Origin of the sequence: Pseudomonas nicosulfuronedens (genome assembly GCF_005877905.1) — a bacterium.
In the GTDB taxonomy this organism is placed as follows: domain Bacteria; phylum Pseudomonadota; class Gammaproteobacteria; order Pseudomonadales; family Pseudomonadaceae; genus Pseudomonas; species Pseudomonas nicosulfuronedens.
The window spans coordinates 72,907-95,219 of the sequence record NZ_SWDV01000004.1 but is presented as its reverse complement, the minus strand read 5'-3'; the positions used below and the strand labels follow the sequence as shown (position 1 = coordinate 95,219).

22 protein-coding genes are annotated in these 22,313 nt (G+C 64.7%); 9 read left to right on the top strand and 13 right to left on the bottom strand.

Going from position 1 to position 22,313, the window contains the following annotated elements:
* Positions 1–105 precede the first annotated feature (105 nt).
* Positions 106–855, bottom strand: a complete 750-nt coding sequence (locus FAS41_RS05835) for an AraC family transcriptional regulator (protein WP_138520671.1) — start codon at positions 853–855, stop codon at positions 106–108.
* Positions 856–1,103: 248 nt separating this feature from the next.
* Here FAS41_RS05835 and FAS41_RS05830 point away from each other — a divergent pair, with 248 nt between their 5' ends.
* The gene (locus tag FAS41_RS05830; RefSeq protein WP_138520670.1) at positions 1,104–3,152 is read left to right on the top strand and encodes a TonB-dependent receptor; all 2,049 of its coding nucleotides are present in this window, start codon (positions 1,104–1,106) and stop codon (positions 3,150–3,152) included.
* 6 nt (positions 3,153–3,158) lie between these two features.
* Here FAS41_RS05830 and FAS41_RS05825 read toward each other — a convergent pair whose 3' ends face one another.
* On the bottom strand, positions 3,159–4,022 hold the full coding sequence (locus FAS41_RS05825; RefSeq protein ID WP_138520669.1) for an ATP-binding protein: 864 nt from the start codon (positions 4,020–4,022) through the stop codon (positions 3,159–3,161).
* Between the two features lie 83 nt (positions 4,023–4,105).
* Here FAS41_RS05825 and FAS41_RS05820 point away from each other — a divergent pair, with 83 nt between their 5' ends.
* The 8 genes from FAS41_RS05820 to cmoB all read left to right on the top strand — a co-directional run bounded on the left by FAS41_RS05820 (position 4,106) and on the right by cmoB (position 12,243).
* Positions 4,106–4,900 (top strand): AraC family transcriptional regulator, encoded by a 795-nt coding sequence (locus FAS41_RS05820; RefSeq protein WP_138520668.1) that lies wholly within the window; start codon positions 4,106–4,108, stop codon positions 4,898–4,900.
* A 128-nt stretch (positions 4,901–5,028) separates the two neighbouring features.
* On the top strand, positions 5,029–7,428 hold the full coding sequence (lon, locus tag FAS41_RS05815) for an endopeptidase La (protein WP_138520667.1): 2,400 nt from the start codon (positions 5,029–5,031) through the stop codon (positions 7,426–7,428).
* Between the two features lie 408 nt (positions 7,429–7,836).
* Positions 7,837–8,232, top strand: coding sequence for a protease inhibitor I42 family protein (locus tag FAS41_RS05810; protein ID WP_138520666.1), 396 nt, complete (start codon positions 7,837–7,839; stop codon positions 8,230–8,232).
* 108 nt (positions 8,233–8,340) lie between these two features.
* Positions 8,341–9,015, top strand: coding sequence for a lysoplasmalogenase (locus FAS41_RS05805; RefSeq protein ID WP_138520665.1), 675 nt, complete (start codon positions 8,341–8,343; stop codon positions 9,013–9,015).
* A gap of 1 nt (position 9,016) precedes the next feature.
* On the top strand, positions 9,017–9,763 hold the full coding sequence (locus tag FAS41_RS05800; protein WP_138520664.1) for a substrate-binding periplasmic protein: 747 nt from the start codon (positions 9,017–9,019) through the stop codon (positions 9,761–9,763).
* A gap of 87 nt (positions 9,764–9,850) precedes the next feature.
* Positions 9,851–10,423, top strand: coding sequence for a hypothetical protein (locus FAS41_RS05795; RefSeq protein WP_026078837.1), 573 nt, complete (start codon positions 9,851–9,853; stop codon positions 10,421–10,423).
* A gap of 114 nt (positions 10,424–10,537) precedes the next feature.
* Entirely contained in the window at positions 10,538–11,278 is a 741-nt protein-coding gene (cmoA, locus tag FAS41_RS05790; protein ID WP_138520663.1) for a carboxy-S-adenosyl-L-methionine synthase CmoA, read from the top strand.
* Positions 11,275–12,243 (top strand): tRNA 5-methoxyuridine(34)/uridine 5-oxyacetic acid(34) synthase CmoB, encoded by a 969-nt coding sequence (gene cmoB / locus FAS41_RS05785; protein ID WP_138520662.1) that lies wholly within the window; start codon positions 11,275–11,277, stop codon positions 12,241–12,243. The genes cmoA and cmoB overlap by 4 nt, the downstream gene beginning before the upstream one ends.
* Positions 12,244–12,339: 96 nt before the next feature.
* Here the strand turns inward: cmoB and pdxJ are convergent, their stop codons facing one another.
* The 11 genes from pdxJ to FAS41_RS05730 form a co-directional block, all read right to left on the bottom strand.
* On the bottom strand, positions 12,340–13,083 hold the full coding sequence (gene pdxJ / locus FAS41_RS05780) for a pyridoxine 5'-phosphate synthase (RefSeq protein WP_138520661.1): 744 nt from the start codon (positions 13,081–13,083) through the stop codon (positions 12,340–12,342).
* Entirely contained in the window at positions 13,076–13,780 is a 705-nt protein-coding gene (gene recO / locus FAS41_RS05775) for a DNA repair protein RecO (RefSeq protein ID WP_138520660.1), read from the bottom strand. Before recO ends, pdxJ begins: the two co-directional genes overlap by 8 nt.
* Before the next feature lie 88 nt (positions 13,781–13,868).
* Positions 13,869–14,810 (bottom strand): GTPase Era, encoded by a 942-nt coding sequence (era, locus tag FAS41_RS05770; RefSeq protein ID WP_138520659.1) that lies wholly within the window; start codon positions 14,808–14,810, stop codon positions 13,869–13,871.
* The gene (gene rnc / locus FAS41_RS05765) at positions 14,803–15,495 is read right to left on the bottom strand and encodes a ribonuclease III (RefSeq protein ID WP_017517395.1); all 693 of its coding nucleotides are present in this window, start codon (positions 15,493–15,495) and stop codon (positions 14,803–14,805) included. The genes era and rnc overlap by 8 nt, the downstream gene beginning before the upstream one ends.
* The gene (locus tag FAS41_RS05760) at positions 15,492–15,869 is read right to left on the bottom strand and encodes a DUF4845 domain-containing protein (RefSeq protein WP_138520658.1); all 378 of its coding nucleotides are present in this window, start codon (positions 15,867–15,869) and stop codon (positions 15,492–15,494) included. The genes rnc and FAS41_RS05760 overlap by 4 nt, the downstream gene beginning before the upstream one ends.
* A 142-nt stretch (positions 15,870–16,011) precedes the next feature.
* Entirely contained in the window at positions 16,012–16,866 is an 855-nt protein-coding gene (gene lepB, locus FAS41_RS05755; RefSeq protein WP_138520657.1) for a signal peptidase I, read from the bottom strand.
* Between the two features lie 5 nt (positions 16,867–16,871).
* On the bottom strand, positions 16,872–18,671 hold the full coding sequence (gene lepA, locus FAS41_RS05750) for a translation elongation factor 4 (protein ID WP_024765539.1): 1,800 nt from the start codon (positions 18,669–18,671) through the stop codon (positions 16,872–16,874).
* 147 nt (positions 18,672–18,818) lie between these two features.
* Positions 18,819–20,249 (bottom strand): DegQ family serine endoprotease, encoded by a 1,431-nt coding sequence (locus tag FAS41_RS05745; protein ID WP_054908996.1) that lies wholly within the window; start codon positions 20,247–20,249, stop codon positions 18,819–18,821.
* A 36-nt stretch (positions 20,250–20,285) separates the two neighbouring features.
* Complete coding sequence (locus FAS41_RS05740) at positions 20,286–20,756, bottom strand: SoxR reducing system RseC family protein (RefSeq protein WP_138520656.1); 471 nt, start codon at positions 20,754–20,756, stop codon at positions 20,286–20,288.
* Positions 20,753–21,697 carry a MucB/RseB C-terminal domain-containing protein gene (locus FAS41_RS05735; RefSeq protein WP_138520655.1) on the bottom strand — a complete coding sequence of 315 codons (945 nt, stop codon included), beginning with the start codon at positions 21,695–21,697 and terminating at the stop codon, positions 20,753–20,755. Before FAS41_RS05735 ends, FAS41_RS05740 begins: the two co-directional genes overlap by 4 nt.
* Before the next feature lie 21 nt (positions 21,698–21,718).
* Positions 21,719–22,303 (bottom strand): sigma-E factor negative regulatory protein, encoded by a 585-nt coding sequence (locus tag FAS41_RS05730; RefSeq protein ID WP_024765536.1) that lies wholly within the window; start codon positions 22,301–22,303, stop codon positions 21,719–21,721.
* Between the last annotated feature and the right edge of the window lie 10 nt (positions 22,304–22,313).

Below are 22,313 nucleotides of genomic sequence, written 5' to 3'. Positions count from 1 at the left end.
GAAATTCTTGCTGAAAGCTCTGGAGTTCTTGCAAAAGACTCCGGCACCCACAGGTCGACAATTGACCATTCGATCAGCAATCAGGGGTGACGCAGGCTAGCGGATTCAAGAGCGGCGCAGGCTGCCCGGGGTCAAGCCCAGGTAACGGCGCATCGCCGTGGTCAACGCGCTCTGGCTGGAGAAACCGCATTCCCCGGCGACGCCGACCAACGGCAGATCGGATTCCCGCAGCAGGCGCGCGGCGCGGTCCAGTCGTTGGCGCAGCAGATACTGGTGCGGCGTCAGGCCGACGCGATCCTTGAACTGCGCATGGAAGTGACTGGGGCTCAGGCAGGCGACCTGCGCCAATTCGGCCACGCTGATGCGCCGGGAAAGGTGATCGGCGATGTAGCTGTCCAGCCGCTCCAGGTCCAGCGGCCCGTTGTGCGGCGCGCGGTCCTCGCCGAACAGACGCAGGTGCAATGCCCTTAGTAGCACGCCCCCCAGGGCGCGAGCGAGCAGAGGATCACCACCGTAACGAGCGATCTCCGCTCCGGCGTAGCTGAGCAGATGCTGGAAATCCGCATCCAGGGTCGGGTAGCGCGGCACCTCGAACAGCCGCGCCAACAGTTCGCGGTCCTGTTCGGCGGCACCGGTTTCATCGAGGTCGACGATCAACATGCGGTTGTCGCCCAGCCCGGCGAACTCGTGGCCTACATCCCCCGGCACCAGGCAGGCGCGCATGCGGCAGACCTCGCCACCAGCGCCGCCGATCTCGAATTCCGCGCGGCCGCTCAGGGACATCACCAACTGGTGATGGTCATGGGCGTGCTGGTCGGTCTGGTCGGACAGCGTGGCGAGGCGGGTATCGAACATGGCTCGAACTGATCAAATTTTGAGCATGGTACGGGATTCGGCCAGCCCTGCCCAGCGCACAGGTGCAACCGGGCGCAACTCCAAGGACATGAAAGCACCAAAGCATCTAAGCCGGAAAGTCTTGCTAACTGATAGATATGTTATGTTATAACAAATAACACATTCCAGTTTCCCCTCCCCGCCGCCTGGCGTATCCCTGACCACTTGGGAGGGGGTCGTTTTGCCAGAAGAAAAACCAGGAGTTCGTCATGCCCCCATCCCTTTCCCGCCCGCGCTGGCGTCTAGCACCGCTGGGCCTGGCCCTGTGCGCCGGTGCGCCCTCGCTGGCCGATGCCGCCCCCACGGAACTTGCGCCCCAGGTGATCACCGCCAACCCGCTGGGAGACGCCTCGCCAGCTGCCCCCAGCAGCGTATTGTCGGGCGACGAGCTGACCCTGCGGCAGAAAGGCAGCCTGGGTGAAACCCTCAACGGGACGCCCGGCGTTTCCTCCACCTGGTTCGGCCCCGGCGCCAGCCGCCCGGTAATCCGTGGCATGGACGGTGATCGCATCCGCATCCTGCGCAATGGCGTGGGCGCGCTGGATGCCTCCTCGCTGTCCTACGACCACGCCGTGCCGGAAGACCCCAACGTGGTCGAACGCATCGAAGTCGTGCGCGGCCCGGCCGCCCTGCTCTACGGCGGCAACGCCATCGGCGGTGTGGTCAACAGCTTCGACAACCGCATCCCCAGCGAACCAGTGGACGGCATCCACGGCCAGGGCGAGCTGCGCTACGGCGGCTCGGATACCACCCGCAGCGCCGCCGGCGCGCTGGAAGCCGGCGACGGCACCTTCGCCCTGCACCTGGACGCCGGCTCCCGCGAATTCAACGACCTGCGCATCCCCGGCTATGCCCACTCGTCACGCCAGCGCCAGACCGATGGCGACGACTCCAGGCACCGCGTGAACAACAGCGACGGCCGCCAGGACAGTGGCGCCATTGGCGGCAGCTACCACTGGGATCATGGCTATGCCGGCCTCTCCTACAGCGGCTACGACAGCAACTACGGCTCGCCCGCCGAAGACGACGTGCGTCTGAAGATGCAGCAGGATCGCTATGCCTTCGCCTCGGAAGTCCGCGACCTCGACGGCCCCTTCAGCTCGGTGAAGCTGGACGCGGCCTACACCGAGTACCAGCACAAGGAGATCGAGGACGGCGAAACCGGCACCACCTTCAAGAACGACGGTTACGAGGCACGCATCGAGGCCCGGCACAAACCCATCGGGCCACTGGACGGCGTGGTCGGCGCGCAGATCGCCAACAGCCGCTTCTCCGCGCTTGGCGAAGAAGCCTTCGTGCCGCATACCGAGACTGACAGCGCCGCACTGTTCTTCCTCGAGAACTGGCAAGCCACCGAACGCCTGGCGCTGAACCTGGGCGGACGCGCCGAGCACACTCGCATCGAGCCCAACGCCAAGGACAACGAGCGCTTCGCCGAGAATGACGGTTCGCGCAGCTTCACCGCCGGCAGCCTGTCCACGGGCGCGGTGTACAAGCTGACTTCGATCTGGTCGCTGGCGGGCACCCTGGCCTACACCGAGCGGGCACCGACCTTCTACGAGCTGTATGCCAACGGCGCCCACGCCGCTACCGGCACCTATGAAGTGGGCGATGCCGACGCAAGCAAGGAAAAAGCCGTCTCCACCGACCTCGCCCTGCGCTTCGACAACGGCCGCCACAAGGGCAGCGTCGGTGTGTTCTACAGCCGCTTCTCCAACTACATCGGCCTGCTGGCCAGCGGGCGCTATCGCGACGAGGAAGGCGCCGTGGTGGATGCCGGCGACGACGAGGCGCTGCCCGAGTACCTCTACAGCGGCGTGAAGGCGGACTTCTACGGCGTCGAGGCGCAGGACCGCATCCACCTGCTGGACAGTCCCTACGGCCGCTTCGACCTGGAGCTCTCCGGCGACTACACCCGCGCCAAGAACAAGGATACCGGCGAAGCCCTGCCGCGCATCGCCCCGCTACGCCTGAACAGCGCACTGCTGTGGGAACTGCAACAGTGGCAGGCACGGGTTGACGTGGAATACGCCGCCGACCAGAACCGCGTGCCGGAGAACGAACTGCGCACCGACGGCTATACCACTCTCGGCGCCAGCGTTGGCTACCGATTCGACCTGGGCGACAGCCGCTGGCTGGCCTTCGTCAAGGGCGAGAACCTGACCAACCAGACCGTGCGCTACGCCAGTTCGATCCTGCGCGACAGCGTGCCGGCCGGTGGTCGAGGTATCCAGGCGGGAGTGAAGGTCGCCTTCTGACCTGAGCTACGGCCGACGCCCGGCGTAATCCCGGGCGAATTGCGCAGCGATCCGCCCGGACCGCGACCCGCGATGGGTCGCCCAGCGGATCGCCGCCTGTTCCCACTCGTCCTGTTGCACACCGCCCAGGCCGTGGTACTCCAGCCAGCGCGCGACCGCCTCAAGGTACTGTTCCTGGCTGAAGGCATAGAAAGATATCCACAGACCGAAACGCTCGGAGAGCGAGATCTTCTCCTCCACCGCCTCGCCGGGGTGCAACTCGCCGCTCTCGCTGCGCTGGAACGACAGGTTGTCCTCGGCGCGTTCGGCCAGCAGATGGCGGCGGTTCGACGTGGCGTAGATCAGCACATTGCCGGACTGCCCGGCGACCGAGCCATCGAGCACAGTCTTCAGGCCCTTGTAGCCGGTCTCGCCATCCTCGAACGAGAGGTCGTCGCAGAACAGGATGAAGCGCTCCTGGCGATGACGCAGCAGGTCGATGATCTGCGGCAGGTCGGCCAGGTGTTCCTTGTCCACCTCGATCAGGCGCAGTCCCTCGGCGTGGAAGGCATGCAGGCAAGCCTTCACCAGCGAGCTCTTGCCGGTACCGCGGGCGCCGGTCAGCAGCACGTTGTTGGCCGGGCGGCCGGAAACGAACTGGCGGGTGTTCTGCTCGATCAGCGCCTTCTGCCGGTCGACATTGCGCAGGTCATCGAAGGCAATCAGCGCCGGCTCGATCACCGGCGTCAGGCGCGGCTGGCCCTGGCGGTACTCCCAGAGATGGGCGATGGCGTCTTCGTCCAGCGCCAGCTCGGCGCGCGCAGGCAGGGATTGTTCGAGCAACCGGGCGATTCGGGCCAGTTGCTCGGCGATCAGGGACATGTCGTTCATGGCGGGATCATCGAGGCAGAGGGGACTGTTCAGCAGCCTAACGATGGAGGAAAGTGGTCGTCTAACGACAAACAGGCATCCAGATGCGCAAAAAGGACATTCCGCCCCAACCGCTGGAAAACCACGGTGACGAACGGGCCGCCAGCCCGGTGGCGGCCATCGCCCTGGACTTCCCCGATGGCCATCAAGTGCCCGCGCACAGCCATCACCGTGCGCAGTTGCTCTACGCCGTCCGTGGCGTACTGGTGGTGGGCAGCGCCAGCGGCCAGTGGGTGGTGCCGGACAACCGTGGCCTGTGGATACCCGGCGGAGTGGAACACTGGACGCGCATGGTCGGCGACGTGCAGGTGCGCACCCTTTATGTGGAGCCGGGCAGCGCCCCACACCTGCCTGCGGACTGCTGCGTACTGGCGGTCTCGCCGCTGCTGCGGGAATTGATCCTGGCGGCGCTGTCGATCAGCGGCGAGGTCACCCCGGACTCCCGCGACGGCCGCGTTCTCGGCCTGATGCTCGATGAACTGCGCGAAGACCCCATGCTGCCACTGCACCTGCCCCTGCCCGCCCATCCGCGCCTGCGTGCGCTGTGCCAGGCCATCCAATCCCAGCCCGGCGACCATGCCAGCCTCACCGACTGGGCCGCCCGGCTGAGCGTCGACAGCAAGACGGTGCAACGCTGGTTCTGCGCCGAGACCGGGCTGACCTTCGGCCAATGGCGCCAACAGGCACGCCTGCTGGCCGCGCTGGAGCGCCTGGCCCTGGGCGAGAGCGTGCTGAGCGTGGCGCTGGAAGTGGGCTACAGCACGCCCAGCGCCTTCAGCGCCATGTTCAGCCGCCAGTTCGGCCGGCCGCCCAGCGATTTCCTGCGGCCGCGTCGCTAATCCGTTCCTAAGCTCCTGTCGTCCACAATCGACCGCAACATCCCCAGACACATCCTTCGAACAATGGGATTGAAACCCCGAGCCGGTTTCCCCATCTAGACTGTCATGTTCAATCAGTCAGGTGCCTCATGAGCGACCACGACGAGATTCACGATATCCATAGCGCCGAAGAGGTCAGCAACACCGGGCTGGTGTTGCCGGGGCAGAACCTGCCGACCACGGTGTACGTCATTCCGATCCACAACCGCCCGTTCTTCCCGGCGCAGGTGCTGCCGGTGATCGTCAACGAGGAGCCGTGGGCCGAGACGCTGGAACTGGTCGCCAAGACCGAACACCACAGCCTGGCGCTGTTCTTCATGGAGAACCCGCCGGAAGACCCGCGCCACTTCGACCCGGACAGCCTGCCCGAGCACGGCACCCTGGTGCGCGTGCACCACGCCAGCCGCGAAGGCGGCAAGCTGCAGTTCGTCGCCCAGGGCCTGTCCCGCGTACGCATCCGCGGCTGGATCAAGCGCCACCGCCCGCCCTTCCTGGTGGAGGTGGAATACCCGCACACCCCCAACGACCCGAGTGACGAGGTGAAGGCCTACGGCATGGCCCTGATCAACGCGATCAAGGAACTGCTGCCGCTCAACCCGCTGTACAGCGAAGAGCTGAAGAACTACCTCAACCGCTTCAACCCCAACGATCCGTCGCCGCTGACCGACTTCGCCGCCGCGCTGACCACCGCGCCCGGCGCCGAGCTGCAGGGCGTGCTGGACACCGTGCCGATGCTCAAGCGCATGGAAAAAGTGCTGCCGCTGCTGCGCAAGGAAGTGGAAGTCGCGCGCCTGCAGAAGGAGCTGTCCGCCGAGGTCAACCGCAAGATCGGCGAGCGCCAGCGCGAGTTCTTCCTGCAGGAACAGCTGAAGATCATCCAGCAGGAACTGGGCATCACCAAGGATGACAAGAGCGCGGATTCCGATGAGTTCCGCGCCCGCCTGGAAGGCAAGACCCTGCCCGACCAGGCGAAGAAGCGCATCGATGAAGAACTGAACAAGCTGTCGATCCTGGAGACCGGCTCGCCGGAATACGCCGTCACGCGCAACTACCTCGACTGGGCGACCTCCGTGCCATGGGGCCTGATGGGCGTCGACAAGCTCGACCTCAAACATGCGCGCAAGGTCCTCGACCGGCACCACTCCGGCCTGGAAGACGTGAAGGACCGCATCCTCGAATTCCTCGCGGTCGGCACCTTCAAGGGCGAGATCGCCGGCTCCATCGTGCTGCTGGTAGGCCCGCCCGGCGTGGGCAAGACCAGCATCGGCAAGTCCATCGCCGAGAGCCTGGGGCGGCCGTTCTACCGCTTCAGCGTCGGCGGCATGCGCGACGAGGCCGAGATCAAGGGCCACCGCCGCACCTACATCGGCGCCCTGCCCGGCAAGCTGGTGCAGGCGCTGAAGGACGTCGAGGTGATGAACCCGGTGATCATGCTCGACGAGATCGACAAGCTCGGCAGCAGCTACCAGGGCGACCCCGCCTCGGCGCTGCTGGAGACGCTGGATCCGGAGCAGAACGTGGAGTTCCTCGACCACTACCTGGACCTGCGCCTGGACCTGTCCAAGGTACTGTTCGTCTGCACCGCCAACACCCTGGACTCCATCCCCGGCCCGCTGCTGGACCGCATGGAGGTCATCCGCCTGTCCGGCTACATCGCCGAGGAGAAGCTGGCCATCGCCAAGCGTCACCTGTGGCCCAAGCAGCTGGAAAAGGCTGGCGTGCCGAAGAGTCGCCTGTCGATCAACGACGCGGCCCTGCGCGCGGTGATCGAGGGCTACGCCCGCGAAGCCGGCGTGCGCCAACTGGAGAAAGTACTCGGCAAGCTGGTGCGCAAGTCGGTGATGAAGCTGCTGGAAGATCCGGAATCGGTGGTGAAGATCGGCGCCAAGGACCTGGAGGAATACCTGGGCATGCCGGTGTTCCGAACCGAGCAGGTACTCTCCGGGGTCGGCGTGATCACCGGTCTGGCCTGGACCAGCATGGGCGGCGCGACCCTGCCGATCGAGGCGACGCGCATCCATACGCTGAACCGGGGCTTCAAGCTCACCGGGCAACTGGGCGACGTGATGAAGGAGTCGGCGGAGATCGCCTACAGCTACATCAGCTCGAACCTGAAGAAGTACGGCGGCGAGTCGACCTTCTTCGACCAGGCCTTCGTCCACCTGCACGTGCCCGAGGGCGCCACGCCCAAGGACGGCCCCAGCGCCGGCGTGACCATGGCCAGCGCCCTGCTGTCACTGGCGCGCAACCAGGCGCCGAAGAAAGGCGTGGCCATGACCGGCGAGCTGACTCTCACCGGCCAGGTGCTGCCCATTGGCGGGGTGCGCGAGAAGGTCATCGCGGCGCGCCGGCAGAAGATCTTCGAACTGATCCTGCCCGAGCCCAACCGGGGGGACTTCGAGGAACTGCCGGAGTACCTGAAGGAAGGCATCACGGTGCATTTCGCCAAGCGTTTCGGCGATGTGGCGAGGGTGTTGTTCCCGGCCTGATGTCCTGAATGAACCCGCAGAAGCGGGCCACGCTTGCGAATCACCCCCATGGGCGTGATTCGCAAGATCACTGCTTCCTTTCCGTTCTCTCTCCTCGTAGGAGCGACGCTTATTCACGGCGAACGCTATCGCTGCCTCCGGCAAACACCGGCGTAGGATGGTGTGGAGCGCAGCGATACCCATCGACTCGGTCGCACCGACAGCATGGGTATCGCTAGCTCCACCCATCCTACATTCCTGCTCCGTCGTGATTTAGGTGTGGACTTGAATTCTGAACATGGAGAATTCCCCTGCCCTCGGCGAACACCCCGAATCCGCACCCGCGCCAAACGCCTTCCCCGCGAAACCTCTATTTCTCACATGATTGCGTTATCCTGCGGCCCAACCTGTCCCCACCCAGGAGCCGTCATGCCGTCGTACCGCTCGTTGCTGCCCCTCACCCTGGCTCTGCTCGCCGGCTGCGCCGGACAGAGCAAACCCGTGGTCACCCTGGAAGATGCCAGCGACTGCAAACCGCTGAAACTGCACACCGGCCAGGAGTTGGTGTTGATCCTGCCGAGCAACCCCACCACCGGTTTCCGCTGGGAACTGCGCAACGCCGCCAACGGCCTGCTGCGCGCCCTCGGCCCGGAGGTCTACAGCAACCCGGAAGACGCAGGCCTGGTCGGCAGCGCCGGCGAATCCACCTGGCGCTTCCGTGTCACCGCCGCTGGCGAGGACAAGCTCGAACTGGCGTACCGCCGTCCCTGGGAAGCGGAAGTCGCACCGGCGCAGACCTTCGTCTGCCCCATCCTCGTCAAGTAAGCGCAGACAACGAAGGCGCCATAAGCCGCTCGCGCTGACGCCTTCGGCCTGTAGGCTTGGCGTCGCGCTGCGGCACAGTGGGCGTTCATTTCCTCGGGAGGGAACCCCATGCGCTGGGCACTCTTGGCACTGATCGGCGGTGCCGCCTACCTGTTCGCCGTCACCTTCGACCTACCCGCCCTGCGCATGCTGTGCAAGCCGCTGCCGGTGCTGGCGATGCTGTTGTGGATTCTCGCCACGCCCGCTGACGGCTATCGCCGCTGGGTCGCCGTCGGCCTGGTGCTGTCGATGCTCGGCGACATCCTGCTGGAATGGCCGATCAACGCCTTCGTGCCTGGGCTGGCCGCCTTCCTGCTGGCACACCTCGCCTACCTGGTCGCCTACCTGGGCGACACCCGACGCTTCGCCCCGCTCGGCCTGCTGATCGCCGGCAGCGTAGGTGGCGGCCTGTTCGCGTTGCTCTACAGCCGCGGCCTGGGTCCGCTGCTGCTGCCTATCGCGCTGTACAGTCTGACCATCAGTGCGATGCTCTGGCGCGCCATCGCCCGCCTGGGCGTGCCCTCGATCGCCAACGCCAGCCGGATGTTCGCCGCCCTAGGCGCACTGCTGTTCGTCAGCTCCGATTCGATGATCGGCATCAGCCGCTTCGTCGCCGCCTTCGACGGCTCCTCCTACGCCATCATGCTGACTTACTGGCTCGGCCAGTTCGGCATCGCCGCGTCCGTCACATCCCGTCATGTCGCTCTGCCATACTCGGAAGGACAAACCACTTCCCGGGCCTGACATGCTGCGAATCGCTTCACCGCTGCTGCTGCTCTGTTCGGCGCTGGCCAGCGCCGAACCCCTGCGCCTGGCCGGCGACGACTGGTGCCCCTACCTCTGCCCGGACGACCCGGACAAGCCCGGCTACCTGCTCGAAGCCCTGGGCCGGGTCCTGCCGCAACCGCCATTGTTCGAACCTCTGCCGTGGCCACGCGCCCTGCAGATGGCGCGCGAGGGCCTGGTGGACGGTGTGGTCGGCGCCTACAGCGAAGAGTCCGAGGAATTGCTGATCGGCAAGGAGCCCATCGGCTGGGTGACCATGCGTTTCTACGTGCGCAACGACAATCCCTGGAGCTGGAATGGGCCGGCCTCGCTGAGCAGCCAGTCCATCGGTCTCGCCCAGGGCTACTCCTACGGCAGGGAGCTGGATACCTGGCGTGACGAACACTTGTCGAATCACGAACAGGTACAGGTGCTCAGCGGCGAGAAGGTGCTCGAACGCAACATCCAGAAGCTGCTGCTCGGGCGCATCACGGTGCTGCTCGAGGACAGCCAGATCGTCGAGCACTACCTGCAGCGCCACGGCCTGTCGGAACGCATTCAAGCGGCCGGGGAGCTCGCCGATAAACGTCCCATGTACGTCGCGCTCAACCCTCGCCTGGAGGGCGTGCAGGAACGCCTGGCCGATCTCGACGAGGGCCTGCGCGAACTGCGCCGCAATGACCAGTGGAAACCCCTGATGCAGGGTTACGGCATCGCCGTTGACTAGTCCTGCGAAGGCGTGAGAAAAGTCCGGCAGAGCCCTCTGTCATCGGCTATAGATCAATCAATAAGAGACTGGGAAAAGGGGAGCTCCATGCGTGCAGTAGTTCGCTCGATGTTGTTGCTGGGAGCCTGCCTGACTCTCTCGGCCTGTGGCAGCCTGCTGCCCAGCGAACGCGCGGAAGTGCAATCACCATTCCTGGATTACCAGGACGCACAGAGCCGCTACAACCAGGTCGATCCGGGCAAGACCACCAAGTCGCAGCTCTACGCGCTGGGCTTCGATCCGCTGTCCCAGGGCAACGCCAAGATGCTGTCGTTCATCGACGTGCGCCTGCTCTTCGTGCAGCCCAACATCCCCATTGACTACCTGCCCGACGGCCTGGTGACCTGCCTGCAGGCCAAGGACCGCTGCATCGGCTACGCCTTCGATTTCAACAAGACCGACAGCCAGCGTGTGGGCAGTTTCTGGGCCGACATCTTCAACTTCCGCAAGCGCCGCCAGGTGCAGGGCTGGTCGTTCCGTCCGGTGTTCGTGCTGATCGACGACGTGGTGGTGCACAAGACCAGCAACGGCGAACCGAACATCCGCCGCATGGAAGACAAGAAGAACCCCCTCGGCCCACTGCAAGGCGCTGGCGAGTACTTCTCCGACCAGCTCAAGTGACCCTCGTCCGCTAACGGTTGGGCGCGCCCCGCGCCTCGGCTACAATGCGCGCCCCGGCAATCGGGGCGCCCCGCGCCCCGCTGCCTGTTCCAGTGTAACGAGGCCCCCTCCAGCGTGAGCGAATCCGACCGCATCTTCGCCCAGCCGCAAACCCAGGTTCCCGACTTCACCTTCAATGAGGACGTGGTGCGCGTCTTCCCGGACATGATCAAGCGATCGGTACCGGGCTACCCCACCATCGTCGAGAACATCGGTGTGCTCGGTGCGCGCTTCGCCACGCCGAACAGCGTGCTCTACGACCTCGGCTGCTCGTTGGGCGCCGTGACCCAGGCGCTGCGCCGCCACGTAAAGAGCGATGGCTGCCGCGTCATCGGCGTCGACAACTCCGCGCCGATGATCGAGCGCTGCGGCGAATACCTGCGCGCCCAGGACGCCATGCACCAGGAACTGCTGCCGGTCGAACTGATCGAGGCGGACATCCTGAAGCTGGACCTCAAGCCCTGCTCGCTGATCGCGCTGAACTTCACCCTGCAGTTCATCGCTCCCGAACAACGCCTGGAGCTGCTTACCCGCCTGCACAGTGCCCTGCTGCCCGGCGGTGCGCTGATCCTCTCGGAAAAACTGCGCTTCGCCGACGAGCAGGAGCACGACCTGCTCACCGACCTGCACATCGACTTCAAGCGCGCCAATGGCTACAGCGAGCTGGAGATCGCCCAGAAACGCACCGCCATCGAGAACGTCATGCGCCCCGACACCCTGGATACCCACCGCGAGCGCCTGCTGGCAGCCGGTTTCTCCAAGGTCGTGCCCTGGTTCCAGTGCCTCAACTTCGCCTCCCTGATTGCCCTGCCATGATCGAACGCTTCGACCTCGACCGCCTGCGCCTTGAACTGGCCGGCACGCCACTGGAATCCTGGGCTGCCTCGCTGCCCGCGCAACTGGCCAGCAAGGTCGACGATGGCCACGGCGATCTCGAACGCTGGCTAGCCGCGGTAGATCGCCTGCCGGAGCTGCAAGCCGCCGCCGTCGAGCTGCGCGAGCGCTTCAACCTCGAAGGCGATTGCGACGAGGACACCCGCGCCCAGCTCAAACTCGCGTTGCAAGGGCTGATCCCGTGGCGCAAGGGGCCGTTCAACCTGTTCGGCGTACACATCGACACCGAATGGCGCTCGGACTGGAAATGGGAGCGTGTCTCGCCGCACATCGACCTGATGGGCAAGCGCATCCTCGACGTCGGCTGCGGCAATGGCTACTACCAATGGCGCATGCTGGGTGCCGGCGCGCGTAGCGTGGTCGGCGTGGACCCGAACTGGCTGTTCTTCTGCCAGTTCCTCGCCATGAAGCGCTACCTGCCGGACTTGCCGGCCTGGCACCTGCCCTTCGCCCTGGAAGACCTGCCCGAGAAGCTGGAAGGCTTCGATACGGTGTTCTCCATGGGCGTGCTCTACCACCGCCGCTCGCCCATCGACCACCTGCTGGCGCTCAAGGACTGCCTGCGCCGGGGCGGTGAACTGGTGCTGGAAACCCTGGTGGTGGACGGCGACATGAACACCGTGCTGGTGCCCGAAGACCGTTACGCGCAGATGCGCAACGTGTGGTTCCTGCCGTCAGTGCCGGCGCTGGAACTCTGGCTGCGTCGCGCGGGCTTCACCGACGTGCGCAGCGTTGATATCAGCCGCACCTCGGTGGACGAACAACGCGCCACCGACTGGATGCGCTACCAGTCGCTGCCGGATTTCCTCGATCCGGACGACCACAGCCGCACCCTCGAAGGCCTGCCAGCGCCGCTGCGCGCCACGCTGGTCGCGCGCAAGCCGTAAGTCTCGACAGGTTCGCGAGCAAGCTCGCTCCTACGAAGAGCAGTGCTCCTTGTAGGTCCAGAGGGCGCCTAGCCCTTGCTCGCGAACCATCCTCAATCAGCGATTGGCCGCCGCCACGATCAGCGCCTTCATCTCGGCGACCGCTTGCTTGAAGCCCACGAACAGCGCATGGGCGACGATGGCGTGGCCGATGTTCAGCTCGTTGATCCCGGCAATCGCCGCCACCGGCTCGGCGTTGTGGTAATGCAGGCCGTGGCCGGCATTGACGATCAGCCCATGGGACAGGCCGAACTCCACGCCATCGCGAATGCGCGCCAGCTCATGGGCCGCTTCGGCCGGGTTATGGGCGTCGGCGTAGCGGCCGGTATGCAGCTCCACAGCCGGGGCTCCGATGCGGGCGGAGGCTTCGATCTGGCGCGGGTCCGGGTCGATGAACAGCGACACCTCGCAGCCAGCAGCCGCCAGGCGCTGCACCGCTTCGCGGATGCGTGCTTCCTGGCCGGCGACGTCCAAGCCGCCTTCGGTAGTCAGCTCCTGGCGGGTCTCCGGGACCAGGCAGACGTGGGCCGGGCGGATGATCTCAGCGAACTTCATCATCTCCTCGGTGACGCCCATCTCGAAGTTCATGCGCGTCTGCAGCACTTCGGCGAGCACGCGCACGTCGCGGTCCTGGATGTGCCGGCGATCCTCGCGCAGGTGCACGGTGATGCCGTCGGCGCCGGCTTCCTCGGCGTCCAGCGCGGCTTTCACCGGGTCGGGATAACGGGTACCGCGGGCCTGGCGCAGGGTGGCGACGTGGTCGATGTTCACGCCGAGCAGAATACGGTTGGCTTCAGTCACGGGAGTTGTCCTTGCGATTCATGAAGAGCTCGCGGCTGACCAGCGGTCGGCCGCCAAGATGGGGTGCCAGGGCCTGACGCATCAGGCGCTTGGCCGCCGCCAGGGCACCGGGAGCGCTCCAGTCGGCTTCGGCCATGGCCAGCAGGTCGGCACCATGGAACAGGCCCGGCTGCAGACTGCCCACCGGCTCGAGGCCCGAGTCGGGCAGCAGGCGGTAGAGGCCATCCGGCGCGACAGGCTGGCCGACGATATCGCTGTCCAGGGAAAAACCATAGCCCAGGTCGTCCAGCAGCCGCCATTCGAACGAGCGCAGCAGCGGTTCCAGCGGACTGCCGGCAGCCAGCAACGGCAAGGTCGCACGGTAGTGCTCGAATAGTCCGGGATGCGGGTCCTCGACCGGGAGCAGGCGAATCATCAGCTCGTTCAGGTACAGGCCACTGAACAGCGCTTCGCCACTGAGCAGGTTGGGGATGCCGTTGGGCTCCAGGCGCACAACGTTCTTCAGGTCGCTGCGTCCACGGAATTCGGCTTCCAGCGGCACGAACGGTCGTGCCAGCGCGCCAGCCTTGCCCCGAGCACCGCGAAGGACAGCGCGCAGACGCCCCTGAGGGGTGAAGAAATCCACCAGCGCACTGGTTTCCTTGTAAGGGCGGCTGTGCAGGACGAAGGCGGCTTGGGCAGTAGAAGCGAGGCTCATGGCGCTGCGCCTGGAGTGGGAGTCGGAAGACGGGTGCACTCAGGCGCCCGGAGGGTGCACCCCGCGAAGGCTCGCGGGGCAGCAAGGATCAAAGGTCGCCGTAGCCCAGCGAACGCAGCGCGCGTTCGTCGTCGGACCAGCCGCCCTTCACTTTCACCCAGAGGTTGAGCATGACCTTGGAGTCGAACAGCACTTCCATGTCCTTGCGAGCGTTCTGGCCGATGCTTTTGATGCGCTCGCCCTTCTCGCCGATGATGATCTTCTTCTGGCCGTCGCGTTCCACCAGGATCAGAGCGTGGATGTGCAGGATCGGACCGTCCTGCTTGAACTCTTCGATCTCCACGGTGACCTGGTACGGCAGCTCAGCGCCCAGCTGGCGCATGATCTTCTCGCGCACCAGTTCGGCGGCGAGGAAGCGGCTGCTGCGGTCGGTGATCTGGTCTTCCGGGAAGAAGTGCTCGCTCTCCGGCAGGCGCTCGGCCACCAGGCCTTCCAGCACGTCGAGGTTCTGCCCGTGCTGGGCAGAAATCGGCACGACCTCGGCATTGGGCAGTTGCTCGGCCAACCACTGCAGGTGCGGCAGCAGCTCACCTTTGTCTTCCATGCGGTCGACCTTGTTCACCGCCAGCAGAACCGGGCAGCTCACGTACTTGACCTTGTCGTAGACCATCTGGTCTTCGTCGGTCCAGCGGTTGCGGTCGACGACGAAGATCACCACGTCAACGTCCTTCAGCGCGGCGCTGGCCGACCGGTTCATGTAGCGGTTGAGCGCCTTGTCGTTGTCCTTGTGCAGGCCGGGGGTATCGACATACACCGCCTGCACGTCACCCTCGGTCTTGATGCCCAGCAGGGTGTGGCGGGTGGTCTGCGGCTTGCGCGAGGTGATCGCCAGCTTCTGCCCGAGGATGTGGTTGAGCAGGGTCGACTTGCCGACGTTGGGGCGGCCGACGATGGCGACGTAACCGCAACGGACGGCTCCTGCTTCATCGTGCTCGGATGGGTCGTGCTGGTCTTGCTCGTGCTCACTCATGGCCATTCTCCACGCCCAGGGCTGCCAGCGCGGCGGCGGCGGCCACCTGCTCGGCGATGCGGCGGCTGCCGCCGTGACCGTGGGTCTTGTCGTTCAGCAGGGCCACCTCGCACTCCACGAAGAAAGTGCGGCAATGCGGTTCGCCCTGGATATCCACCACGTCGTAACGCGGCAATTCGCACCCGCGAGACTGCAGGAACTCCTGCAGGCGGGTCTTGGGGTCCTTGTTGGTATCCACCGGGGTCAGCTCGCGCAGCTGCGGGCCGAGCCAATCCATGATCCGCTCACGGGCGGAATCCATGCCGGTGTCCAGATAAATGGCGCCAATCAGCGCCTCCATGGCGTCAGCCAGGATCGACTCGCGGCGGTAACCACCGCTCTTCAGCTCGCCCGAGCCCAGTCGCAGGTAATCCCCGATTTCGAAACCGCGGGCCAGCAGGGCCAGGGTCTCGCCTTTCACCAGTCGAGCTCGCAGGCGCGACAGCTGGCCTTCGCGGGCCTGGGGAAAGTGGGTGAACAGGGCTTCGCCAATGACGAAGTTGAGGATGGCGTCACCGAGGAACTCCAGGCGCTCGTTGTTGCGCCCGGCGAAACTGCGATGGGTCAGCGCCAGGACCATCAGGTCCTGGTCACGGAAGGTGTAGCCGAGCTTGCGCTCAAGTCGATCCAGACTGTTGTTACTCACGGCATTCGTACACGGAATTCTTTGTCAAATTTGACCACTAGGTCGATGTTCTGCACCAGTGGCTCGCGTTCTTCGTACTTCAGGTGGGCGCGGAACTCGTTGTTCTCGAGCTTCACGTCCAGCGCGTCATCCAGTTTGAGGTCGCGGATGTTGTTGAGCATCAGAGCCTTATCCACGTAAGAGTAGAACTCCGGGACAGTGCGCACTTCGGCGGCCTTATCGGTTTCCACCGAGGTGATGGCCTTCTCGATGGCGTAGTAGTCCAGGTAATGCGGAATGATCTTGAACGCAGCACTGGCGAGAAACGCCACGACGGCAAGAACGACCAGCCAACCCAGCAACGACATTCCCTTCTGCGAACGTGCGTACGTCATATCGACCTCATGTCGGTATCTTTCTTATTTGCCCGCCAGCCGCGGCAGGTCCAAGTGAAGCGGGGCCGCCTCGCTCCCCGCGTGCAGCCCCGCCCTTTTCTAGCACCGTTCCAGCCATGCGGGCCTGGAGCGTCTCACCAGTTTAGTGAATCACGCCGACTCGCGAGAAATTCGGCAGATTGCGCATCTTCGGATCCGGCCAGCTCATCCAGACCGCGAAGGCCTTGCCGACGATATTGCGATCCGGAACCATGCCCAGCAGGTCCTTCGGAATCTTCGGATCGTTCCAGTAGCGGCTGTCGTTGGAGTTGTCGCGGTTGTCGCCCATCATGAAGTAATGGCCGGCCGGCACTTTCCACTGCTTGCCCGGCTCGATGCGGAAGCGGGTCATTTCCTTGCGGATCATGTGCTCCACGGCACCCAGCTTCTCCTGGTACAGGGTCACACTGCCCAGGGTGCCCGGCTCCTCGCCCACCAGCGACTCGGCCACGGCCTGGTCGTTGATGAACAGGCGCTTGTCACTGGTGTAGCGGACAGTATCGCCCGGTACGCCGATGACGCGCTTGATGTAGTTGATGTTCGGGTCGCTGGGATAGCGGAACACCATGACATCGCCACGCTGCGGGTCACCCACCGGGATAACCTTGGTGTCGAGCACCGGCAGGCGGATGCCGTAGGCGAACTTGTTCACCAGGATGAAATCGCCCACTTCCAGGGTCGGTTTCATCGAACCCGACGGGATCTGGAAAGGCTCGACCAGGAACGAACGCAGCACCAGCACGATGAACAGCACCGGGAAGAACGACTTGCCGTACTCGACGAGCACCGGCTCCTTGTTCAGCTTATCCAGCACTTCCGGGTCAGCTTCGCTGACCGAACCTTCGTAGGCGGAAATGGCCGCCCGGCGGCGCGGTGCGAACAGCACCAGGTCCACCAGGGCGAGAACGCCGCATACCGCAACGGCAATCACCAGCAACAGCGGGAAATTCAGGGTCATAGGGTTCAACTGTCCACTTTGAGCACAGCGAGGAAGGCTTCCTGCGGAATCTCCACGCTACCGACCTGCTTCATCCTTTTCTTACCGGCCTTCTGCTTCTCCAGCAGTTTGCGCTTACGGCTCACGTCACCACCGTAGCACTTGGCCAGCACGTTCTTCCTGAGCGCCTTGACCGTCGAGCGGGCGATGATCTGCCCACCGATGGCCGCCTGAATCGCGACGTCGAACATCTGCCGCGGAATCAATTCCTTCATCTTCTCCACCAGCTGACGGCCCTTGTACGGGGCGTTGTCGCGGTGGACGATCAGGGCGAGGGCGTCAACTTTCTCGCCGTTGATCAGTACATCGAGACGAACCAGGTTGGCCGGCTCGAAGCGGTCGAAGCTGTAGTCCAGCGAAGCATAGCCACGGCTGGTGGACTTCAGGCGGTCGAAGAAGTCCAGCACCACTTCGTTCATCGGCAGATCGTAGATCACCTGGACCTGGCCGCTGAGGAAGTGCATGTCGCGCTGGACACCGCGTTTCTCGATGCACAGGGTAATGACGTTGCCCAGGTGCTCCTGAGGCACAAGGATCGTCGCGCGGCAGATCGGCTCGCGCATCTCGTCGATGGACGAGAGGTCGGGCAGCTTCGACGGGTTGTCGACATAGAGGATGTCGCCGTTCTTCTGCACGATCTCGAAGATCACGGTCGGAGCGGTGGTGATCAGGTCCAGGTCGTATTCGCGCTCCAGGCGCTCCTGGATGATCTCCATGTGCAGCATGCCAAGGAAGCCGATGCGGAAGCCGAAGCCAAGGGCCTCGGAGCTTTCCGGTTCGTACTGCAGTGCGGCATCGTTCAGGGTCAGCTTCTGCAGGGCTTCGCGGAAGTCCTCGAAGTCATCGGAGCTGACCGGGAACAGGCCGGCATAGACCTGCGGCTTGATACGTTTGAAGCCCGGCAGCACGTCCACGTCGGGCGTGTTGTTCAGGGTCAGGGTATCGCCCACCGGCGCACCCAGGATGTCCTTGATGCCGGCGATGATGAAGCCCACTTCGCCAGCCTTGAGGTCCGGCGTCTCGGTGTGCTTCGGGGTGAAGACGCCGACGCTGTCCACCTGGTGGACCTTGCCGGTGGATTTCACCAGGATCTTGTCGCCTTTCTTTACGCGGCCATGCTTCACGCGCACCAGCGAGACCACGCCCAGGTAGTTGTCGAACCAGGAGTCGATGATCAGCGCCTGCAGCGGCGCGTCGATCTCGCCCTCCGGAGCGGGAATGGCGGTGACCAGGCGCTCCAGCACGTCTTCCACGCCCATGCCGCTCTTGGCCGAGCAGGCCACGGCGTCAGTGGCGTCGATGCCGATGATGCTTTCGATCTCGTCCTTCACGCGGTCCGGATCGGCCTGCGGCAGGTCCATCTTGTTCAGGACCGGCATGACTTCCAGGCCCTGTTCGATGGCGGTGTAGCAGTTGGCGACCGACTGCGCTTCCACGCCCTGGCCCGCGTCCACCACCAGCAAGGCGCCTTCGCAGGCGGCCAGCGAACGGCTGACTTCGTAGGTGAAGTCGACGTGACCGGGGGTGTCGATGAAGTTCAGCTGGTAGGTCTTGCCGTCCTTCGCCTTGTAGTGAAGGGTGACGCTGTGCGCCTTGATGGTGATACCGCGCTCACGCTCCAGGTCCATGGAGTCCAGTACCTGGGCCTCCATCTCGCGGTCGGACAGGCCGCCGCACATCTGGATGAAGCGGTCTGCCAGCGTCGACTTGCCATGGTCGATGTGGGCGATGATGGAAAAATTGCGGATATGACTCAGGTCACTCACGGCGAACACACTCGGAAGGCTGAAGGCGGCGGTCCGCCGAAAAATAGCGGGGGAGTTTACCTGACTACAGCCTGATGCGTCACGCCGCGCCGGACGGTCAGGCATGAAAAAGGGCGACCGAAGTCGCCCTTTTCTGGTGCACCAACCTTACTCCGTCAGCTTGAACGTGATGAAGCTCGCACGCCCCTGGCGCAGCACGCGCATGGAGATCGAACGGTCCTTCGGCAGCGCCTTGGCAATCTCGCTGAAGGTTTTCGAGGAGTCCACCGCACGGTTGTTCAGGTGGGTGATGACGTCGCCCGGACGCAGGCCGATCATGGCTGCCGGGCCACCCTGCACTTCCTTGATAACCACACCGCCCTTGATATCCAGGGACTTGCGCTGCTCGGCAGTCAGCTCCGCCACGGTCACACCCATGCGGTTGCTGCTGCGCTCGGCACCCTTGCCCTCGACGGCGGCGACGGCATCGTCGTCGTCCGGCAGGCTGCCAATGGTCATGCTCAGGGTCTGGCGCTTGTTGTCGCGGATCACTTCCAGAGACGCCTTGTCACCCGGCTTCATGTTGCCCACCAGGTGCGGCAGGTCGGCGGATTCGTTGATGGTCTGGCCGTTCAGGCTCAGGATCACGTCGCCCACCTGCAGGCCACCCTTGGCTGCCGGGCCGTCTTCCACCAGCTGCGCCACCAGCGCGCCGGCCGGCTTGTCGAGACCGAAGGATTCAGCCAGGTCCTTGTTCACTTCCTGGATCACCACGCCCAGCCAGCCACGGTTGACCTTGCCGCCCGCCTTGAGCTGATCGGCGACGTTCAGCGCCACATCGATCGGGATCGCGAAGGAAAGGCCCATGAAGCCGCCGGAACGGGTGAAGATCTGCGAGTTGATACCCACCACTTCGCCCTGCAGGTTCAGCAGCGGGCCACCGGAGTTGCCCGGGTTTATCGCCACGTCGGTCTGGATGAACGGCACATAGTTTTCGTTCGGCAGGCTGCGGCCCTTGGCGCTGACGATACCGGCGGTCACCGAGTGGTCGAAGCCGAACGGCGAACCGATGGCCAGCACCCACTCACCGACCTTCAGCTTGTCGGAATCGCCCAGCTTGAGCGTCGGCAGGCCCTTGGCGTCGATCTTCAGCACGGCCACGTCGCTGCGCGGGTCTGCACCGACCAGCTTGGCCTTGTGCTCGCTGCGGTCCGACAAGCGAACGAGGATCTCGTCGGCATCGGCCACCACGTGATTGTTGGTGAGGATGTAGCCATCATCGGAAATGATGAAGCCCGAACCCAGGGACTGCGCCTCGCGCTGCTGACCACGGGGAGCCTGCCCCTGGCCGCCCTGGCCACGGGGAATGCTGCGCTCGAAGAATTCGCGCAGGCCCGGCGGCAGGCCGTCGAGGTCCGGAATGCCCATCTGCGCGTTGGAGCGGTCGGGAAGCTTCTGGGTGGTACTGATGTTGACCACCGCCGGCGAGGCTTTCTCGACCAGCGGGGTGAAGTCCGGTAGTTCAGCCCGCGCGGTGACCGACAGGCTCAGGGCCAGCAGGGCGACCAGCGCAGCCATGCTGCGTTTCAGGGTTTGCATTGACTACAGCTCCCGTGATGTTGATTGGGAAGATCACTAAACAGGGCCGGGCGGCCCACCGACCAGCGCACGCAGCACAACCGGTTGCATCGCCGGATCATCCGTATGGCGTCGCGTGTAGCGGCGCACGAGCAGCCAGGACAGCAGGAAACCCGCCAGCCCGGCCACGATGATGAGAGGTTCCCCCAGATCGAGGCGCGCCGCCAGTAGTGCCAGCGCGAACAACCCGATCAGCGGAGAGAGATAGAAAAGCAGGGCACTTTTCAGCAGAAGGTCTTCATCCACGCCCAGCAGGACTTCATCGCCGGGCGTCAGATTCAAGGAGGCCAGATTCGCCGGGGTCAGTGCGCGTACTTGACCGCGCCCCCGAGAAACACCCAGCCGTTCCAGGAGGCCCTGGCCACAACCGGCGTTGACCGAACATCCCGAGCAGGAGGAGCGGCGCAGCGTTTCGACCTGGACAGCTCCAGACTCGACCGCAATCACCCTCCCCCGCTCATGGATCACTGTGGCTGGGCTCCCGTTGGCCGCATGGACAACGCCACGCGCTCAGCCGTGCCACTGGGTATCTCGCCGACCACCGTCACCATGGTGCCGCCGTCTTCACTGGCGAACCGCCTCGACACCACCGTAGTAGGGCCCAGCTGGGTGCGGGCATCGTCGACCTTGGCGCCGTGCAACGGCTCGAGGAACACCGAGAAGCGTGCCAGACCGTCGCCATAGGCAAGACACAGGACCTGGTCATTGGAGACTGGGCTGCGCTCCTGCAGCGTGCTATTCAGGGTAAAGCCCGGCGGCACCCATTCCGAATGCCAGCTGGTCTTCACTTCAGCAGCCTTGGCTTCCTTCACCGGCTTGCAGGCCGCGCTCGGCTGCAACTCACCGTCGTCGGGCGCTGCCATGTCGAGGCGAGTGAACTGCAGCCGCTCGATGATCTGGCCCTTGTCGTTGAGCAGCAGGGACTTGAGCGGCAGGCCGGTTTGCTTGTCCACGTGCAGCTCGAAGCCATAGCGATGCTGGTCACGCGGTATCACCGCCAGCACCACCGCCGGGCGATCAGCAATGCGCGACTCGCCAGCGACACGAACGTCATAGTAAGTGGACAGTTCGGCAGGGTTGAGCTTGCGTGCCGGCCACATCTCGCCAGTCGACACCTGCCCCGACATACCTCCACCTACGCACTGGGTAGCGCCATCGACGCGCACCACTTCCTGGCGCGGCCCATCGACCTGGACCAGATGCTCGCGCACAGAGCCGTCACTCTCCACACGATGCCAGACATCGTGGGTGGAGAAGGCTCCGCTGCGTTCGTAGATGAAAGTACCCTGAAAGTTCTGTTGCTGATCAGCCTCGGAGAGGCGCTTGATCCAGTCCAACGCATCGGCGGCCTGGACTGGCAAAGCCAGCAGACCGCCGAGGAAGAACAACAGTGCTGTAGTCGCGCGCATGTCGCTCCTTAAGGTCGCAAATCAGCGGCTTTCCAGGCTCGCGGCGCGCGCATAAGGCAGGGCGCTATCGGTGCCGCTGACGGCGGACTGCTGCGCGTGCTGACGCAGGTAACCCGGAAGACGCTGCTCGTGCCAGGTGGTCTGCCCACCCTGGGCATTGGTGATCACCTGCGGCGCCTCGTCCTGAGTGTAGCCTGCCAGTACCGCCGGACCTTGCACTTGCGGCAGGGCGATCTGCGGAGTGGCGCCTTGCTGGGCAAGGCCGTTGGCAACACTGTCATCCTGGTGGTACATGCGCACACCGGCCAGAACAGCCAGGGTCACCGAGGCGGCGACAGCCAGGCGGCCGACGTTGCGCCACGGATTGCGACTGCGCGGCGCCGGTACGGCTTCATCAGCCAGCGCGGCGGACACGGCGGCAGCAATGTCCAGCTTGGGCATGGCCGGCTCGCGGTGCATCACGGCACGGGCCAGTTGGTAACGGGACCAGGTGGCCCGCAATTCGGCGTCCTCGCCGCAGGCTGCAAGCACACGCCGCAGCTCAAGCTCATCCGCTTCGTTATCCATTACCGCGGACAGCGACTCCTGCAGGGCTTCACGACTCATAGCGGTACCT

Excerpts from the sequence above, each read along its gene's own strand:
- FAS41_RS05735 (WP_138520655.1), bottom strand. The coding sequence starts at position 21,697 with ATGCGCGCGACTACAGCACTGTTGTTCTTCCTCGGCGGTCTGCTGGCT.
- recO (WP_138520660.1), bottom strand. The coding sequence starts at position 13,780 with ATGAGCCTCGCTTCTACTGCCCAAGCCGCCTTCGTCCTGCACAGCCGC.
- FAS41_RS05830 (WP_138520670.1), top strand. The coding sequence starts at position 1,104 with ATGCCCCCATCCCTTTCCCGCCCGCGCTGGCGTCTAGCACCGCTGGGC.
- FAS41_RS05835 (WP_138520671.1), bottom strand. The coding sequence starts at position 855 with ATGTTCGATACCCGCCTCGCCACGCTGTCCGACCAGACCGACCAGCAC.
- FAS41_RS05730 (WP_024765536.1), bottom strand. The coding sequence starts at position 22,303 with ATGAGTCGTGAAGCCCTGCAGGAGTCGCTGTCCGCGGTAATGGATAAC.
- FAS41_RS05795 (WP_026078837.1), top strand. The coding sequence starts at position 9,851 with ATGCGTGCAGTAGTTCGCTCGATGTTGTTGCTGGGAGCCTGCCTGACT.
- FAS41_RS05800 (WP_138520664.1), top strand. The coding sequence starts at position 9,017 with ATGCTGCGAATCGCTTCACCGCTGCTGCTGCTCTGTTCGGCGCTGGCC.
- lepB (WP_138520657.1), bottom strand. The coding sequence starts at position 16,866 with ATGACCCTGAATTTCCCGCTGTTGCTGGTGATTGCCGTTGCGGTATGC.
- era (WP_138520659.1), bottom strand. The coding sequence starts at position 14,810 with ATGAGTGAGCACGAGCAAGACCAGCACGACCCATCCGAGCACGATGAA.
- lon (WP_138520667.1), top strand. The coding sequence starts at position 5,029 with ATGAGCGACCACGACGAGATTCACGATATCCATAGCGCCGAAGAGGTC.
- FAS41_RS05745 (WP_054908996.1), bottom strand. The coding sequence starts at position 20,249 with ATGCAAACCCTGAAACGCAGCATGGCTGCGCTGGTCGCCCTGCTGGCC.
- FAS41_RS05760 (WP_138520658.1), bottom strand. The coding sequence starts at position 15,869 with ATGACGTACGCACGTTCGCAGAAGGGAATGTCGTTGCTGGGTTGGCTG.
- cmoB (WP_138520662.1), top strand. The coding sequence starts at position 11,275 with ATGATCGAACGCTTCGACCTCGACCGCCTGCGCCTTGAACTGGCCGGC.
- FAS41_RS05805 (WP_138520665.1), top strand. The coding sequence starts at position 8,341 with ATGCGCTGGGCACTCTTGGCACTGATCGGCGGTGCCGCCTACCTGTTC.
- FAS41_RS05825 (WP_138520669.1), bottom strand. The coding sequence starts at position 4,022 with ATGAACGACATGTCCCTGATCGCCGAGCAACTGGCCCGAATCGCCCGG.
- FAS41_RS05810 (WP_138520666.1), top strand. The coding sequence starts at position 7,837 with ATGCCGTCGTACCGCTCGTTGCTGCCCCTCACCCTGGCTCTGCTCGCC.
- FAS41_RS05820 (WP_138520668.1), top strand. The coding sequence starts at position 4,106 with ATGCGCAAAAAGGACATTCCGCCCCAACCGCTGGAAAACCACGGTGAC.